The sequence below is a fragment of the Micromonospora sp. L32 genome (assembly GCF_052068055.1).
GTDB lineage: Bacteria > Actinomycetota > Actinomycetes > Mycobacteriales > Micromonosporaceae > Micromonospora > Micromonospora purpureochromogenes.
Map to the genome: position 1 here is coordinate 696848 of NZ_JBQHDD010000001.1, position 15597 is coordinate 712444.

Sequence of the window (15597 nt, forward strand, 5' to 3'; positions counted from 1 at the left end):
ATGGCTATCTGGCTGACCAAGGACTCGAAGGTCATCGTCCAGGGGATGACCGGTTCCGAGGGTTCCAAGCACACCCGGCGGATGCTCGCCGCGGGCACCAACGTGGTCGGCGGCGTCAACCCGCGCAAGGCGGGCCAGACGGTCGACTTCGACGGCACCGAGCTGCCGGTCTTCGCCTCCGTCGCGGACGCGATGAAGGAGACCGGGGCCGACGTCACGGTCATCTTCGTGCCGCCGCAGTTCACCAAGGGCGCCGTGGTCGAGGCGATCGACGCCGAGATCCCGCTGGCCGTGGTGATCACCGAGGGCGTCCCGGTGCACGACACCGCCGCCTTCTGGGCGTACAACGTGAGCAGGGGCGAGCGGACCCGGATCATCGGGCCGAACTGCCCCGGCATCGCCTCGCCGGGCGCCTCCAACGCCGGCATCATCCCGGCCGACATCACCGGCTCCGGCCGGATCGGCCTGGTCAGCAAGAGCGGCACGCTGACCTACCAGATGATGTACGAGCTGCGCGACATCGGCTTCTCCACCTGCGTCGGCATCGGCGGTGACCCGATCATCGGGACCACCCACATCGACGCCCTCGCCGCGTTCGAGGCCGACCCGGAGACCGACGCCATCGTGATGATCGGTGAGATCGGCGGCGACGCCGAGGAGCGGGCCGCCGAGTTCATCAAGGCCAACGTCACCAAGCCGGTGGTCGGCTACATCGCCGGCTTCACCGCGCCCCCCGGCAAGACCATGGGGCACGCCGGCGCGATCATCTCCGGCTCGGCGGGCACCGCCGAGGCGAAGCAGGCGGCCCTGGAGGCCGTCGGCGTCAAGGTCGGCAAGACGCCGACCGAGACCGCCAAGCTGATGCGGGAGATCATGGCCGGCCGCTGAGCGGCCGGTAGCAGCACCGTGGGCCGCTGAGCGGCCGTCAGCAGCACCGTCCGCCGCTGGGCGGACGGGTGAGACACCGAGGGGGTCGGCCGGCGACGGTCGGCCCCCTCAGTCGTCCCAGAGCGGGTACGTCCCGCTGGCCCGCCAGATCGCGGTACCGATGATGTTGAGCACGCCGAAGGCGATCGCCAGGTAGCCGAGCACCGGGGACTGGCCGTAGCGCTTCGCGTCGCGGATCGACAGGTAACCGAAGACGATGCCGAGGATGCCGCAGCAGATCAGGCCCAGGACGATGCCGAGCACGCCCCACAGCGTGGTGCGGTCCTTGCCGGCCGCCGGCGGCGGTGGGGGCGGCGGGTACGGAGCGTTCACGGCTTCCTCCCAGCGCTTCATGCCGCGACTGCAGTCGCGTCCTGCGCCGAGGCTAGACCGGATTCCGGCCCGGAAACCGGTGGATCACGGAACTCGCCGGGGCCAGGTGGGGCCGCCGGGCAGCCGCCGCCCGCGCGGCGTGCCAGAGTAGACCCGATGTCCCCGGTCACCCCTGATCAGCCTCGCCGTCCCGCCGCCGGCGTCCGCGCCGACGCCCGCCGGGACGATGCCCGCCCGGCCGGCACCCGCCGGACCGACGACGGCCGCCGGACCGACGACGCCCGCCGGAAGGACGCCCGCCGGGAGGACGCCCGCCGGGAGGACGCCCGCCGGGAGCACGACCGGCCCGGGGGCCGGCCCGCGTCGGGTGGCCGGGTGCCCGCGCCCCGCCGGCCGGAGTCGGGCCGGGGGCGGGCGCCGCTCGTCGTCGCCGCCGGGGTCGCCGCAGGCTGGGCGGCGCTCACGTCGTACCTGCCGGTCGCCCTGGTGCTGGCGCTGGCCCAGATCAGCGAGGACGCCGGCTCCGTCGCTGGTGCGCTGCGCGCCGGGCTGTCCGGCTGGCTGCTCGGCCACGGGGTGCCGCTGCAGACCACCGCCGGCCCGCTCGGCCTGGTCCCGCTGCTGCTCTCCGGGCTCGCGTTCTGGCGGCTGACCCGGGCCGGCGTGCACACCAGCCGGGCGATGGGCGCGCGGGGCGGGCGTTCGCCCCGCCAGGCACTCACCGCCGCGGTCGCGGTCGGCCTCGGGTACGGGCTGTTCGGCGCCCTCGCCGCGGTGCTGGTGAGCACCGACGACCTGCGGGTCTCCCCGGTCCGCGCCGGCGTCACCCACGCGGTCTTCGGCGCGCTCGCCGCGCTGGTCGGGGCACTGCGCACCACCGGCGTGGCCGGCCTGCTCGCCGAGCGCGCGCCGGCGGCGCTGCGCGACGGGGTGCGCACCGGGTTGGTCGCCGGGCTGCTGCTGCTCGGCGCGGGGGCCGGCGCGGCCGGGTTGGCGGTGGCGACCGGCGGGGGCGACGCCGCCGACATGATCGGCGCGTACCGGACCGGGGTGGCCGGGCAGGCCGGCATCACCCTGGTCAGCCTCGCCTACGCGCCGAACGCCACGATCTGGTCGACCGCGTACCTGCTCGGGCCCGGCTTCGCCGTCGGCGCCGGCACGGCGGTACGCACCAGCGAGGTCTCGGTGGGCGCGCTGCCGGCCGTACCCCTGCTCGCCGGGCTGCCCAGCGGCCCGGTCGACGGGTTCGGGGCGGCGCTGCTCGCGGTGCCGGTGCTGGCCGGGATGGCCGCGGGCTGGCTGCTCGCCCGGCGGCTGCTCCGCGACGCGGACGAGCGCGCGGTGCCGGACTGGGCTGCCCTGCTCGGCCCGGCGGCGCTCGCCGGCCCGGTGGTCGGCCTGCTCGCCGGCCTCGCCGCCGCGGCCTCCGGCGGCCCGCTCGGCGGTGGCCGGCTGGCCGAGATCGGCCCGGTTCCCTGGCAGGTGGCCGCCGTCTCCACCGCGGTGGTCACGGTCGGCGCGCTGCTCGGGGCCGCCGCCGCCCGGGTGCTCGCCCGCCCGGCACCCCGCGCCTGACCCGCCGATCCGGCCCGCTCACCCGGCTGCTGGCCGCGCGGCCACACCCGACCCGCCCGGGCCTCCCGCGCCTGACCCGCTGACCCACGCCCGGGCCGCTCACCCGCGCTTGGGCCGCTCACCCGGCTGCTGCCGCGTGCGACGTGTCCCCACAACGACCGGCGCGCGCGGGGCCGGGACGACGGAAGGGGCGCCCCGGAGATCCGGGACGCCCCTTCCGGGTGTCGGCTCAGGAGTTCGGCAAGGAGATGTTGGCGGCGAGCGCCACGATCTGCAGCAGCCCGAGCGCCAGACCGATTCCGCCGCAGATCAGACCCGCGAGGGCCTGACCGCCGTTGCTGGCCAGCCCCTGGGCCGCCTTCTGCCGGCCCAGCCACCCGGTGACCACCGCGGCGATGCCCAGCGGGATGCCGAGGTAGCAGCAGACCATCGGGATGGAGACGATGCCCAGGATCATCGACACCAGGCCCAGCGTGTTCTGCTGGCCCTGGGGCTGCGGGTAGCCCGCGTTCGGGTACGCCGGCATGCCGTAGGGCTGCTGGCCGTACGGATCCTGGTAGGGCTGCTGCCCGTACGGCTGGCCCGGCGCCCCGTAGGGCTGGCCCGAGGTGGGCTGGCCGTAGGGGTCACCGGAGACCGGCTGCCCGTACGGCTGGCCCGAGGTGGGCTGCTGGCCGTACGGGGCCTGCGGCGGCGGGGCGTACGGATCGTGCGGCTGCTGCCCGTACGGCGCCTGCGGGGGCGGTGCGTACGGGTCCTGCGGCTGCCCGTACGGCTGCCCGTAGGGCTGCCCGGAGGCGGGCTGGCCGTACGGGTCGTGCGGGGGCTGCTGGCCGTACGGGTCCTGACCGGGGGGTCCGGGCTGCATGGCGGATGCTCCTCAGTCGATGATCGTCAGTAGCTGCTGGCGCTGGTGTCGGAGCCCATGATCCCGGCCAGACCACCGGCGAGGCAGCACAGCAGGACGATCACGAGCCAGACGGCGCCGATGATGATGGCCCACTTCGACCACTTCTTCGACTCGTTCGCCGCCGCCTGGGCGCCCGCGTAGTCACCCTGCTGCAGCAGCGGGTTGACCTTGGAGGCGTTGATGATGGCCGGGATGGCCAGCGGCCAGAAGAAGAAGATGGCCACGATGGACATCGTCATGTTGTTGTTGATCGGCGGCTGCTGCGCGGGGTTGGGGTAACCGGGCTGCATGGTGCTCCTCGCTCCGTCGGCACTGTCCGTGCCTGATCTTGTGTGAAGGGTGCGGCGGCGGGCCGGACGGCAGCCACCGAGCGACGGGCAGCGTATCGCGTACGTGCCACTCGCGTGATCACCCGAATCGCCGCTGCCCGATCGTTGGGAGTCCTGACCTGCCCGATAGGGTGGCCGCGTGACCGAGCCCGCGTCCGTCGCCCGCCTCGTCGTCCTCGTCTCCGGCTCCGGCAGCAACCTCCAGGCGCTGCTCGACGCCACCACCGACCCCGCGTACGGGGCCCGGGTGGTGGCCGTCGGCGCCGACCGCGACGGGATCGCCGGCCTGGACCGGGCCGCCGCCGCCGGGGTGCCGACCTTCGTCGACCGGGTCAAGGACCACCCGTCGCGGGAGGACTGGGACCTCGCGCTCACCGCGCACGTCGCCGAGCACCGACCCGACCTGGTGATCTCGGCCGGCTTCCTGAAGCTGGTCGGGCCGCACTTCCTGGCCGCCTTCGGTGACCGCTACCTGAACACGCACAACACCCTGCTGCCGGCGTTCCCCGGCATCCACGGCCCCCGGGACGCGCTCGCCTACGGCGTCAAGGTCACCGGGGCCACGCTCTTCTTCGTCGACGCCGGGATGGACACCGGCCCGATCGTCGCGCAGGTCGCCGTGCCGGTACGCGACGACGACGACGTGGAGACGCTCACCGAGCGCATCAAGGAGGCCGAGCGGCGCCAGCTCGTCGAGCAGGTCGGTCGGCTGGTCCGCGAAGGTTGGACGATCACCGGAAGAAAGGTCACGGTCCCGTGAGTTCCACTCAGGACGAGCGTCGCCCGATCAGGCGGGCACTGGTCAGCGTCTACGACAAGAGCGGCCTGGTCGAGCTGGCCCGGGCCCTGCACGACGCCGGGGTGGAGATCGTCTCGACCGGCAGCACCGCGTCCACCATCTCGGGCGCGGGGGTGCCGGTGACCCCGGTCGAGCAGGTGACCGGCTTTCCGGAGATCCTCGACGGCCGGGTGAAGACCCTGCACCCGAAGATCCACGGGGGTCTCCTGGCCGACCTGCGCAAGGACACCCACGCCGCCCAGCTCGACGAGCACGGCATCGCCGGGATCGACCTGCTGGTCTCCAACCTCTACCCGTTCCAGGCCACGGTCGCCTCCGGCGCGAGCCAGGACGAGTGCGTGGAGCAGATCGACATCGGCGGGCCGGCGATGGTCCGGGCCGCCGCCAAGAACCACGCGTCGGTCGCGGTGGTGACCGACCCGGCGGCGTACCCGGCCCTGGTGGCCGCCCTCGCCGACGGTGGCTTCACGCTGGCGCAGCGTCGGGCGCTCGCCGCCCGCGCCTTCGCCGACATCGCCGACTACGACGTCGCCGTGGCCGAGTGGTTCGCCACCACGCTGGCTCCGGCCGCCGACGGGTGGCCGCAGTTCGCCGGGCTGAGCCTGCGCCGCCGGGCGGTGCTGCGCTACGGGGAGAACCCGCACCAGGCGGCGGCCGTCTACGCCGACCCGTCCAGCCCCGCCGGCCTGGCCCAGGCCGAGCAGCTGCACGGCAAGGAGATGTCCTACAACAACTACGTCGACGCCGACGCGGCCTGGCGGGCCGCGAACGACTTCACCGACCAGCCGGCGGTGGCGATCATCAAGCACGCCAACCCGTGCGGCATCGCGGTCGGCGCGGACGTGGCCGAGGCGCACCGCCGGGCGCACGCCTGTGACCCGGTGTCGGCGTACGGCGGGGTGATCGCCGTCAACCGGCCGGTCAGCGTGGAGATGGCCCGGCAGGTGGCCGAGATCTTCACCGAGGTCGTGGTCGCCCCCGGGTACGACGAGGGCGCGGCGGAGATCCTGCAGGCCAAGAAGAACATCCGGCTGCTGCACGCCCCGGCCTTCGACCCGCTGCCGGCGGAGTGGCGGCAGGTCACCGGCGGTGTCCTGGTGCAGCTGCGGGACAAGGTCGACGCCGAGGGCGACGATCCGGCGAACTGGCGGCTGGCCACCGGCGACCCGGCCGACGAGGCCACCCTGCGGGACCTGGCCTTCGCCTGGCGGGCGGTCCGCGCGGTGAAGAGCAACGCGATCCTGCTGGCCAAGGACGGCGCCACGGTCGGGGTCGGCATGGGGCAGGTCAACCGGGTGGACTCGGCACGGTTGGCGGTCGACCGGGCCGGCGCCGAGCGGGCCCGCGACGCGGTCTGCGCCTCGGACGCGTTCTTCCCGTTCGCCGACGGCCCGAAGATCCTCATCGAGGCGGGGGTACGCGCGATCGTGCAGCCCGGCGGCTCCATCCGCGACGAGGAGGTCATCGCCGCGTGCAAGGAGGCCGGCGTGACCATGTACCTCACCGGCACGCGGCACTTCTTCCACTGACGACGACACCGCCGGGGGCCACGCGGCCCCCGGCGGTCCGCCGCGGGCGGACGCCGCCCCCGCCCTGAACCTGTCGATCATGAAGTTGTTGTCCGGTACCGCGGCGTGTCGAGACAACAACTTCATGATCGACGGCGGGAACCGTGGGTGGGTCAGGGGAGGGACGGGCGGAGTTCGGCGAAGTGGCAGGCGGACGGGTGGGGGTCGGCGGCGCGGGAGACCGACAGGGGTTCCTCGCGGGCGCAGACCTCCTGGGCCTTCCAGCAGCGGGTACGGAAGCGGCAGCCGGACGGCGGATCGGCCGGGCTCGGCACGTCACCGGTGAGCCGGATGATGGTCCGGTCGTTGCGGACGTCCGGGTCCGGCACCGGCACCGCCGAGAGCAGCGCCTGGGTGTACGGGTGGGTGGCCCGCTCGTAGATCTCGTCCTCGGTGCCGATCTCCACGATCTTGCCGAGGTACATCACCGCGACCCGGTCCGAGATGTGCCGGACCACCGACAGGTCGTGCGCGATGAAGATGTACGAGAGCCCGAACTCGTCCTGGAGCTGCTCCAGTAGGTTGATCACCTGCGCCTGGATCGAGACGTCCAGCGCGGAGACCGGCTCGTCGCAGACGATCACCTCGGGCCGCAGGGCGAGCGCCCGGGCGATGCCGATGCGCTGGCGCTGGCCGCCGGAGAACTGGTGCGGGTAGCGGTTGACGTGCTCCGGGTTGAGCCCGACCACGTCCAGCAGCTCCTGCACCCGCCGCTGCTTGCTGCCCTTCGGCGCCGCCTCCGGGTGGATGTCGAACGGCTCGCCGATGATGTCGCCGACCGTCATCCGCGGGTTGAGCGAGGTGTACGGGTCCTGCATCACCATCTGCATGTTGCGCCGCAGCCGGCGTAGCTCGGCCCCGGAGGCCTTGAACAGATCCTTCCCCTCCAGGGTGGCCCCGCCGGACGTGGGCGTCTCCAGCCGCATCAGCAGTCGGGCCAGCGTGGACTTGCCGCAGCCGGACTCGCCCACGATGCCCAGGGTCTCGCCCCGGCGCAGCTCGAAGCTCACCCCGTCGACGGCCCGGACCGCGCCGGTCTGCTTCTGGAACAGCACGCCCTGGGTGATCGGGAAGTGCTTGACCAGGTTGTCGACGGAGAGGATGGTCTCGCCGCGGACCTTGGTCGGGCTAGCGGGCGCTGTCATCTCGGACCTCCTGCGCGAAGTGGCACGCGCTGGTCCGGCCGTCGCCGAGGACCAGGTCGTGTGGCACCACGTCCACGCAGACCTGCTGCACGTACGGGCACCGGGGGTGGAACGGGCAGCCGGAGGGGATCCGCATCAGGTTCGGCGGCAGCCCCTTGATCGTCGACAACTCCTGGCCGCGCACGTCCATGCGCGGGATCGACTCCAGCAGACCCTTGGTGTACGGGTGGGCGGGCGACCGGTACAGCGACCGGACGTCGGCGTGCTCGACGATCCGACCGGCGTACATGACCGCGATCCGGTCCGCGACGCCGGCGACCACGCCGAGGTCGTGGGTGATCAGGATCATCGCCATGTTGAGGTCCCGGCGCAGGTCGGCCAGCAGGTCCATGATCTGGGCCTGCACGGTGACGTCCAGCGCGGTGGTGGGCTCGTCGGCGATCAGCACCTTCGGGTTCATCGCCAGCGCCATCGCGATCATGACGCGCTGCCGCATGCCGCCGGAGAACTGGTGCGGGTAGTCGCCCAGGCGCTTCGCCGCGGCCGGGATCCGGACCAGGTCCATCAGCTCGACCGCGCGCCGGCGGGCGTCCGCCTTGGACATCCCCTCGCGCTGGCGCAGCGTCTCGCCGATCTGCCAGCCGACTCCGAAGACCGGGTTCAGCGCGGAGAGGGCGTCCTGGAAGATCATCGCGATCTCCTTGCCCCGCACCTGGCGGCGCTGCTCCTCCGACTGCTTCAGCAGGTCCCGACCCTGGTAGAGGATCTGACCGGAGCGGATCACCGCCGGCGGCGTGTCGAGGATGCCCATGATCGCCTGGGCGGTGACCGACTTGCCGGAGCCGGACTCGCCGAGCACCGCGAGGGTCTCGCCGGCGTCCAGGTGGTAGGAGACGCCGTTGATCACCTTGGCGACGCCCTCGCTCGTCCGGAACTCGACGTGCAGGTCCCGGATGTCGAGCAGGTGGCCGCCCTCGGGCGTGGGGGAGGCCGGCGTCGGGTGGACAGCGGACTGGGTCATGAGGTTCTCACCGGAGCTTCGGGTCGAAGGCGTCGCGGATGGCGTCGCCCAGCATGATGAAGGCGAGGACGGTCAGCGCGAGGAAGGCGGACGGGACGACCAGCGGCGTCGCCGACTCGCGCATGTGCACCCGGCCGGCGTCGATGTCGATGCCCCACGAGATGGTCGGGGCCTTGAGACCGATGCCGAGGAAGCTCAGCGTCGCCTCGGCGGCGATGAACGAGCCGAGCGCGATGGTGAGCACCACGATCGCCGGGGCGAGCGCGTTCGGCAGGATGTGCCGCCACATGATCCGGCCGTTGCCGGCGCCGAGCATCCGGGCCGCCGCCACGTAGTCCTGCTCCTTGGCGGTGATCACCGAGGAGCGGACCACCCGGGCGGCGGTGGTCCAGCCGAGCACCGCCAGCACGAAGATCACCGCGAACAGCCGGACGTTGTCGCTGCTGGTGCTCACCCGCTTGAGCAGCACGATCGCGGCGAGCAGCAGCGGGATGCCGAGCACGATGTCGATCACGCGGGAGAGCACCGCGTCGACCCAGCGGCCGAAGTAACCGGCCAGCATGCCGATGACCAGCGCGATGATGCCGGTGATCAGCGCGGAGAGCGCGCCGACCAGCAGCGAGGCGCGGGCGCCGTAGACCGCCCGGGCGTACGTGTCGCAGCCCTGGAAGTCGTACCCGAAGATGGCCCCGCCGGACGCCCCGTCGTGCTGCCGGGAGAGCAGGCAGTCGCGCGGGTCGTTGGCGGTGAAGAGCGAGGGTACGGCGGCCATCGCGGCGACCACCACGACCAGGGTGAGGCTGATCCAGAAGATCGGATTGCGGCGCAGGTCGCGCCAGGCGTCACCGGCCAGGCTGCGGGCCTTCTGCGGCGCGCCGATCTGGTTGGGCGCTCCGGGCTCGCCGGACACGCCCCGCCGCGCGGCCTGGTTCTCCGTGGCCGCCACGGTCTCGAAGTCACTCATAGCGGATCCTCGGGTCGAGTACGGCGTACAGGACGTCCACCACCAGGTTGGACAGGAGGTAGACCACGACGAGCACGCTGACGATGCCCACCACCAGCGGGCCGTCCTCGGTGCGGATGCCGCGGAACAGGTTGAAGCCGACGCCGGGGATGTTGAACACGCCCTCGGTGATGATCGCGCCGCTCATCAGGTTGCCCAGCTCGACGCCGAGGAAGGTGACCACCGGGATGAGCGAGTTGCGCAGCACGTGCACGCTGACGATCCGCCGCTTGACCAGGCCCTTCGACCGGGCCGTCCGGACGTAGTCGGCGCGCAGGTTCTCCGCCACCGAGGTCCGGGTCAGCCGCAGCGCGGTGGCCAGCGAGAGCGAGCCGAGCACGATGCCGGGGAGCAGCAGCGCGTACAGGTCGGGCTCGGCGCCGGCGGTGGGCGGGAAGAGCTGCCACTTGACGCCGAGGAGGTACTGCGCCAGCGGGGCCAGCACGATGGTCGGGATGCCGAGCACCAGCAGGGTCAGCACCAGCGTCGAGTTGTCGAAGATGCTGGCCCGGCGGATGCCGGCGAGCACGCCCGCGGTGACGCCGAACAGGATCGTCACGGCCATCGCGATGAGCGCCAGCTTGACCGTCACCGGCCAGGCGGCGGCGAGGATGTCGCCGATCTGGCGGCCGGTCAGCGACTGCCCGAGGTCACCCTGGAGCAGGTTCTTGATGTAGTCGAAGTAGCGGTAGAAGAAGCCGCCGACCCCGGTCTGGTCGAGGTGGAACTTCTCTGTCAGGTATGCCCGCTGGGCGGCGGTGACCGGGCGCTCGCCGGCGAGCGCCTGGATCGGGTCGCCCTGACCGGCGAACATCAGTGCGTAGACGATCAGCGTGGTCCCGAAGAAGGCGAGGACCATCTGGAGCAGTCGCCGCAGAATAAAGCGGAACATACTGTGAAGTCTCTCTGAAAAGGGGCGAAGGGCGTGGTGGGTCGGACCACCTCGCGGTGGCCCGACCCGACCAGCGCTTTTACTTGACGGCCTCGATCTTCAGCAGGTCGACCCGGTCGAAGAGATCCATCTCCACGTTCTTGACCTTGGTCGAGTGCCCGAAGTTGTTCTGGCCGTACCGCAGCGGAATCACCGGCAGGTCCTCGGCCAGGAGGTCCTCCGCCGCCTGGTACTTCTTGATCGCCTCTTCCTCGCTCGGCGCCTTGGCGCCCTCGGCCAGCAGCTTGTCGAACTCGGGGTTGCTGTAGCCGTAGTAGTTCGAGGAACCGTTGGTGCTGTACAGCGGGCCCAGGTAGTTCTCCATGGACGGGTAGTCCATGACCCAGCCCATCCGGAACAGGCCGACCGGCTGCTTCGCCTTGAGCTTGGTCAGCAGGTCCGCGAACTTGGGCTCGGCGGTGCCGACGCACTCCACGCCCAGGTTGGCCTTGAGCTGGTTGCAGGTCGCGTCGATCCAGTCCTTGTGGCCGCCGTCACCGTTGTACGACAGCTCGATCTTGGACGGGCCACCCGCGGCCTGGTACATCGCCTTGGCCTTGGCCGGGTCGAACTCGCCCGCCGCGCCGATGGTGTTCTCCCGGTAGCCGGCCACGACCGGCGAGACGAAGGAACGGGCCGGCTGCTGCGAGTCCTTGAAGATCGACTTGGTGATCTCGTCCCGGTCGATCGCCATGGAGATCGCCTTGCGGACCTCCGGCTTGCTGAATTCCTTCTGGAACGTCGGGAACGCCAGCACCTGCAGCGACGAGGCCGGGCTCTGCTGGAACCGGTCACCGAGGTCGGTGGCGGCCGTCGACAGGCTCTCGGTCGGGAGGGTCTTGATGACGTCCAGGTTGTCCGACAGCACGTCCGCGTAGGCCGCGGTCGGCTGCTGGTAGATCCGGAACTCGACGCCGGCCACCTTCGGCTGCTGGCCGGGGAAGGCGTCGTACTTCTCGACCTCGACCTTGGCGTCGTGCTGCCAGGTGCCCTTGATCTTGAACGGGCCCTGACCGACCGGCGCCTGCTCGTAGCCCTCGGCCAGCACGCCCGGGGCGGAGAAGGCCGCCTTCGGCAGCGGGTAGAAGGCCGTGTAGCCGAGCATCGTCTTGAACTCGCTGTACGGCTCGGCCAACGTCACGGTGAAGGTGAGGTCGTCGACCTTCTTCAGCCCGGACAGTGTCTTCGCGGCCGGCTTCTCGCCCTGCAGGTCCGCGTAGCCGGCGACCTTCTCGAAGAAATAGCTCGAGTTCTGGCCGTTGGGGGCGTAAGCGCCGTAGTTCCAGGCGTCGATGTAGTTCTCGGCCGTGACCTTCTCGCCGTTGTGGAAGGTGTAGCCGTCCTTCAGCTTGATCGTCCAGACCTTGTTGTCCGACGACGTCACCGACTCGGCCGCCACCTCGTACGGCTTGTTGGCCTCGTCGTAGTCGACCAGCGGGCTGAACAGGGCGGCGAGCACCTGCGAACCACTGGTCTCGTTGGTGTTGGTGGGCACCAGGTGCTGCGGCTCGGCGATCTCGATCCGCACGGCCGCGTTGGGGTCGCTCTGCCCTGATCCGCCGTCGCCGCCCGAGCCGCAGGCCACCAGGCCAAGCGTCACCGCGAGCGGGAGAGCGGTCCAGGCGGCAAGCCTACGAACTCGCATTGAGTCTCCTCATCTCCTCACGCTGCGCAGTCTGGCCCGGTGCTGGGTAACGCTGCGCAACGTTGGGCAACGGTAGGTCGCGGCTGGCTGTTCGGCAACGAGAGCGTTGCGAACCAGTAACGGAAAGCCCGCCCTCGTCTTGTCGCCCTTCCACCCCTCTGCTATGAGCGGTGCGGTGAAGCTGCTGTTCAATGTCGGTTTCGAGGCCGGCGCCCCGCGCCCGGGGGCGCGCTCCGGGCCGCCCTGCGTGGTTGCCGGCCCGCCGTCCGCTCTGTGCGGTTTCCTGATCGGCTGTCCGTCCCGAGCTGTGGTCGACTCCACACATGGTCACTCTGGGTGATTAGAGCCACCTAACGGAAAGTCACGGTTGGTCGTCGTCCCAACCTGCGGCTGTCGCCGTGAGACGATCTGGACGTGACGGCGACGATCCTGGACGGCAAGGCGACCGCGGCGGAGATCAAGGACGAGTTGCGGACGCGGGTCAAGGCACTCGCGGAGCGGGGCATCACCCCGGGCCTCGGCACCGTCCTGGTCGGGGCCGACCCGGGCTCCCAGGCGTACGTCAACGGCAAGCACCGGGACTGCGCCGAGGTCGGGATCGCCTCCATCCGCCGCGAGCTGCCCGCCGACGCCACCCAGCAGCAGGTCGACGCGGTCCTCGCCGAGCTGAACGCCGATCCGGCCTGTCACGGCTACATCGTCCAGCTGCCGCTCCCGGCCCACCTGGACACCCAGCGCGTGCTGGAGATGATCGACCCGGACAAGGACGCCGACGGCCTGCACCCGGTCAACCTCGGCCGGCTGGTGCTCGGCTACGACGCCCCGCTGCCCTGCACCCCGCGCGGGATCGTCGAGCTGCTCCGCCGGCACGACGTACCGCTGCGCGGCGCGACGGTCGCCGTGGTCGGCCGGGGCAACACCGTCGGCCGCCCGCTGGGGCTGCTGCTCACCCGGCGCAGCGAGAACGCCACCGTGACCCTGTGCCACACCGGCACCCTCGACCTCGCCTCGCACACCCGCGCCGTCGACATCGTGATCGTCGCCGCGGGCGTACCCGGGCTGCTCACCGCCGACATGATCACCCCGGGCGCGACCGTGGTCGATGTCGGCATCACCCGGGTGATCGGCGCGGACGGCAAGGGCCGGTACACCGGAGACGTGGACCCGGAGGTGGCCGAGGCGGCCGGCAAGGTGGTCCCGATGCCCGGTGGTGTCGGGCCGATGACCCGCGCCATGCTGCTCACCAACGTGGTGGAACGGGCCGAGCGGGGCTGAGGACGCCCATCGGTGTCATAACTGTCCGCCCCTGCCCTGATCGGTGCCAGGATGGCTGATACGGTCCGGAAAACCGACTGGTAGCAGGGAGTGGGACGACCATGGGTAAGAAGGTCACTGTCGTCGGGGCCGGCTTCTACGGCTCCACCACCGCACAGCGCCTGGCCGAGTACGACGTCTTCGACACCGTCGTGATCACCGACATCGTGGAGGGCAAGCCGGCGGGTCTCGCGCTGGACCTCAACCAGTCCCGCGCGGTCGAGGGCTTCGAGACCAAGGTCGTCGGCGTCACCACCGGCCCGAACGGCGAGGGCTACGAGGCCATCGAGGGCTCGGACGTCGTCGTCATCACCGCCGGCCTCCCGCGCAAGCCGGGCATGAGCCGGATGGACCTGCTGGAGACGAACGCCAAGATCGTCCGCCAGGTGTCCGAGAACGTCGCCAAGTACGCCCCGAACGCGGTCGTCATCGTGGTCTCCAACCCGCTGGACGAGATGACCGCGCTGGCCCAGCTCGCCACCCAGTTCCCGAAGAACCGGGTGCTCGGCCAGGCCGGCATGCTCGACACCGCCCGGTTCACCAACTTCGTCGCCGAGGCCCTCCAGGTGCCGGTGAAGTCGGTCAAGACCCTGACCCTCGGCTCGCACGGCGACACCATGGTCCCGGTGCCGTCGAAGAGCACGGTGAACGGCAAGCCGCTGCGCGACGCGATGCCGGCCGAGCAGATCGAGGAGCTGGTCGTCAAGACCCGCAACGGTGGCGCCGAGGTGGTGGCGCTGCTGAAGACCGGCTCGGCGTACTACGCCCCGTCGGCCGCCGCCGCCCGGATGGCCAAGGCCGTCGCGGAGGACTCCGGCGAGGTCATGCCGGTCTGCGCCTGGGTCGACGGCGAGTACGGCATCGCCGGCGTCTACCTGGGTGTCGAGGCCGAGATCGGCGCCGAGGGCGTCAAGCGGGTCGTCGAGACCGACCTGGACGCCGACGAGCTGGCCAGCCTGAAGGAGGCCGCCGAGGCCGTCCGCGCCAAGCAGGCCGACGTCGCCAACATGTGACCCGACCAGGACCCCCGAGAGGGCACGCCGGCACCGCCGGCGTGCCCTCTCCGCGTCCGCGGGGCAGGGCCCGGCCCGGCCCGGCCGGCCCGGCCGCACCCCGCACCGCCCCCTCCACTTGCCACCCGCCGCCCGGTGATCAAGAAGTTTTGGCCCTTACGGGAGCCGATTTTTGACGCAAACTTCTTGATCAACACGTCGGGGCGTGGGGGCGGCGGCTGGGGGCGGGGGCGGTTACAGCGTGGTGAAGGGGGTGCCGAGGTGGGGGGTGGCCAGGACCACCGGGCCGTGGGTGGTCAGGGCGCGCAGCAGCGCGACCCGTGACTCGCGGGCCGTTGCCGGGTCCTCCTCGTGGGCGTAGGCCAGGTCGGGGTCGACGAGTTGGACGGCGTGCACCAGGAGGTCGCCGGTGAGCAGGAGGCGCTCGTCGCCGGAGTCGATGAGCACCGACTGGTGGCCGGGGGTGTGCCCGGGCGTGCTCAGCAGGCGTACCCCCGGGGTGAGCGGGGTGTCGCCGTCGACCACCCGGAGCTGGCCGGCGGCGCGCAACGGCGCGACCAGACCGGCCGGCAGCTCCGGGTTGATCGTCTCCATCGCGTCCAGCTCGGCCCGCTGCACCAGGTAGTCGGCGTGCGGGAAGTACGGGCGGCCGGGCGTACCGGTGACCGCCCAGCCGATGTGGTCGCTGTGCAGGTGGGTGAGGACGACGGTGCGCACGTCGGCGGGGTCGATGCCGGCGGCGGCCAGTTCGGCGGGGAGCCGCCCCGGCACCGGGGCCCAGCTCGCGGCGGGCGAGCCGGCCGGTCCGATGCCGGCGTCGACCAGCGTGACCGGCCCGTCGCCGGCGCGCACCGCGAAGCTGCGGAACGGCAGCCACCAGCGGCCGTCCGCGGTGACCGAGGTGGGGTCGCGCCGGTCCGCCTCGCGCCAGTGCGCCGCGGTGGCGTCGGGGAACGCCTCGGTGCGGGGCTGGAAGAACGCCCCCTCGCCGTCGGTGAGCGCGGTGACCGTGATAGACCCGAGGGTGCGGCTCAGTGGCATCGGGCGATGGTGCCAGTGAACTCCCGTGCCGGGCATCCGGTTA

15 protein-coding genes are annotated in these 15597 nt (G+C 71.8%); 6 read left to right on the plus strand and 9 right to left on the minus strand.

Annotated features, from left to right (window positions below; all coding sequences use genetic code 11):
* Complete coding sequence (gene sucD / locus ACTMTB_RS03445; protein ID WP_441142394.1) at positions 1-888, plus strand: succinate--CoA ligase subunit alpha; 888 nt, start codon at positions 1-3, stop codon at positions 886-888.
* A 108-nt stretch (positions 889-996) separates the two neighbouring features.
* Here sucD and ACTMTB_RS03450 read toward each other — a convergent pair whose 3' ends face one another.
* Positions 997-1260, minus strand: coding sequence for a DUF4190 domain-containing protein (locus ACTMTB_RS03450; protein ID WP_154941910.1), 264 nt, complete (start codon positions 1258-1260; stop codon positions 997-999).
* A gap of 156 nt (positions 1261-1416) precedes the next feature.
* Between ACTMTB_RS03450 and ACTMTB_RS03455 the strand changes: the two genes are divergently transcribed.
* Positions 1417-2835, plus strand: a complete 1419-nt coding sequence (locus ACTMTB_RS03455; RefSeq protein ID WP_441142395.1) for a cell division protein PerM — start codon at positions 1417-1419, stop codon at positions 2833-2835.
* 229 nt (positions 2836-3064) lie between these two features.
* On the opposite strand, the gene ACTMTB_RS03460 is transcribed toward ACTMTB_RS03455, so the two are convergent.
* Complete coding sequence (locus ACTMTB_RS03460; protein WP_441142396.1) at positions 3065-3703, minus strand: DUF4190 domain-containing protein; 639 nt, start codon at positions 3701-3703, stop codon at positions 3065-3067.
* A gap of 26 nt (positions 3704-3729) precedes the next feature.
* Complete coding sequence (locus tag ACTMTB_RS03465) at positions 3730-4035, minus strand: CD225/dispanin family protein (RefSeq protein ID WP_441142397.1); 306 nt, start codon at positions 4033-4035, stop codon at positions 3730-3732.
* Between the two features lie 178 nt (positions 4036-4213).
* Between ACTMTB_RS03465 and purN the strand changes: the two genes are divergently transcribed.
* Positions 4214-4834, plus strand: coding sequence for a phosphoribosylglycinamide formyltransferase (gene purN, locus ACTMTB_RS03470; protein ID WP_350799964.1), 621 nt, complete (start codon positions 4214-4216; stop codon positions 4832-4834).
* The gene (gene purH / locus ACTMTB_RS03475; RefSeq protein WP_441142398.1) at positions 4831-6402 is read left to right on the plus strand and encodes a bifunctional phosphoribosylaminoimidazolecarboxamide formyltransferase/IMP cyclohydrolase; all 1572 of its coding nucleotides are present in this window, start codon (positions 4831-4833) and stop codon (positions 6400-6402) included. Before purN ends, purH begins: the two co-directional genes overlap by 4 nt.
* 152 nt (positions 6403-6554) lie before the next feature.
* On the opposite strand, the gene ACTMTB_RS03480 is transcribed toward purH, so the two are convergent.
* The 5 genes from ACTMTB_RS03480 to ACTMTB_RS03500 form a co-directional block, all read right to left on the minus strand.
* Positions 6555-7586 carry an ABC transporter ATP-binding protein gene (locus ACTMTB_RS03480; protein ID WP_088960363.1) on the minus strand — a complete coding sequence of 344 codons (1032 nt, stop codon included), beginning with the start codon at positions 7584-7586 and terminating at the stop codon, positions 6555-6557.
* A complete protein-coding gene (locus ACTMTB_RS03485; RefSeq protein ID WP_210779651.1) occupies positions 7570-8607 on the minus strand; it encodes an ABC transporter ATP-binding protein in 1038 nt (345 codons plus the stop codon). The genes ACTMTB_RS03480 and ACTMTB_RS03485 overlap by 17 nt, the downstream gene beginning before the upstream one ends.
* Before the next feature lie 7 nt (positions 8608-8614).
* Positions 8615-9571 carry an ABC transporter permease gene (locus tag ACTMTB_RS03490; protein ID WP_210779652.1) on the minus strand — a complete coding sequence of 319 codons (957 nt, stop codon included), beginning with the start codon at positions 9569-9571 and terminating at the stop codon, positions 8615-8617.
* The gene (locus ACTMTB_RS03495) at positions 9564-10502 is read right to left on the minus strand and encodes an ABC transporter permease (protein WP_154941917.1); all 939 of its coding nucleotides are present in this window, start codon (positions 10500-10502) and stop codon (positions 9564-9566) included. The genes ACTMTB_RS03490 and ACTMTB_RS03495 overlap by 8 nt, the downstream gene beginning before the upstream one ends.
* 79 nt (positions 10503-10581) lie before the next feature.
* Entirely contained in the window at positions 10582-12186 is a 1605-nt protein-coding gene (locus tag ACTMTB_RS03500; RefSeq protein ID WP_441142399.1) for a peptide ABC transporter substrate-binding protein, read from the minus strand.
* A gap of 414 nt (positions 12187-12600) precedes the next feature.
* On the opposite strand from ACTMTB_RS03500, the gene ACTMTB_RS03505 reads away from it, so the two are divergent.
* Together ACTMTB_RS03505 and ACTMTB_RS03510 are read left to right on the plus strand one after the other, a co-directional pair.
* Positions 12601-13461 carry a bifunctional methylenetetrahydrofolate dehydrogenase/methenyltetrahydrofolate cyclohydrolase gene (locus tag ACTMTB_RS03505; protein WP_441142400.1) on the plus strand — a complete coding sequence of 287 codons (861 nt, stop codon included), beginning with the start codon at positions 12601-12603 and terminating at the stop codon, positions 13459-13461.
* A 101-nt stretch (positions 13462-13562) separates the two neighbouring features.
* Entirely contained in the window at positions 13563-14513 is a 951-nt protein-coding gene (locus ACTMTB_RS03510) for a malate dehydrogenase (protein ID WP_154942076.1), read from the plus strand.
* 234 nt (positions 14514-14747) lie between these two features.
* On the opposite strand, the gene ACTMTB_RS03515 is transcribed toward ACTMTB_RS03510, so the two are convergent.
* On the minus strand, positions 14748-15554 hold the full coding sequence (locus ACTMTB_RS03515; RefSeq protein ID WP_441142401.1) for an MBL fold metallo-hydrolase: 807 nt from the start codon (positions 15552-15554) through the stop codon (positions 14748-14750).
* Positions 15555-15597: the final 43 nt, after the last annotated feature.

Bases quoted from the DNA above. Each gene is read 5' to 3' on its own strand.
- ACTMTB_RS03460 (WP_441142396.1), bottom strand. From the start codon at position 3,703: ATGCAGCCCGGACCCCCCGGTCAGGACCCGTACGGCCAGCAGCCCCCG.
- sucD (WP_441142394.1), top strand. From the start codon at position 1: ATGGCTATCTGGCTGACCAAGGACTCGAAGGTCATCGTCCAGGGGATG.
- ACTMTB_RS03480 (WP_088960363.1), bottom strand. From the start codon at position 7,586: ATGACAGCGCCCGCTAGCCCGACCAAGGTCCGCGGCGAGACCATCCTC.
- ACTMTB_RS03465 (WP_441142397.1), bottom strand. From the start codon at position 4,035: ATGCAGCCCGGTTACCCCAACCCCGCGCAGCAGCCGCCGATCAACAAC.
- ACTMTB_RS03485 (WP_210779651.1), bottom strand. From the start codon at position 8,607: ATGACCCAGTCCGCTGTCCACCCGACGCCGGCCTCCCCCACGCCCGAG.
- ACTMTB_RS03490 (WP_210779652.1), bottom strand. From the start codon at position 9,571: ATGAGTGACTTCGAGACCGTGGCGGCCACGGAGAACCAGGCCGCGCGG.
- ACTMTB_RS03500 (WP_441142399.1), bottom strand. From the start codon at position 12,186: ATGCGAGTTCGTAGGCTTGCCGCCTGGACCGCTCTCCCGCTCGCGGTG.
- ACTMTB_RS03515 (WP_441142401.1), bottom strand. From the start codon at position 15,554: ATGCCACTGAGCCGCACCCTCGGGTCTATCACGGTCACCGCGCTCACC.
- ACTMTB_RS03510 (WP_154942076.1), top strand. From the start codon at position 13,563: ATGGGTAAGAAGGTCACTGTCGTCGGGGCCGGCTTCTACGGCTCCACC.
- ACTMTB_RS03455 (WP_441142395.1), top strand. From the start codon at position 1,417: ATGTCCCCGGTCACCCCTGATCAGCCTCGCCGTCCCGCCGCCGGCGTC.
- ACTMTB_RS03495 (WP_154941917.1), bottom strand. From the start codon at position 10,502: ATGTTCCGCTTTATTCTGCGGCGACTGCTCCAGATGGTCCTCGCCTTC.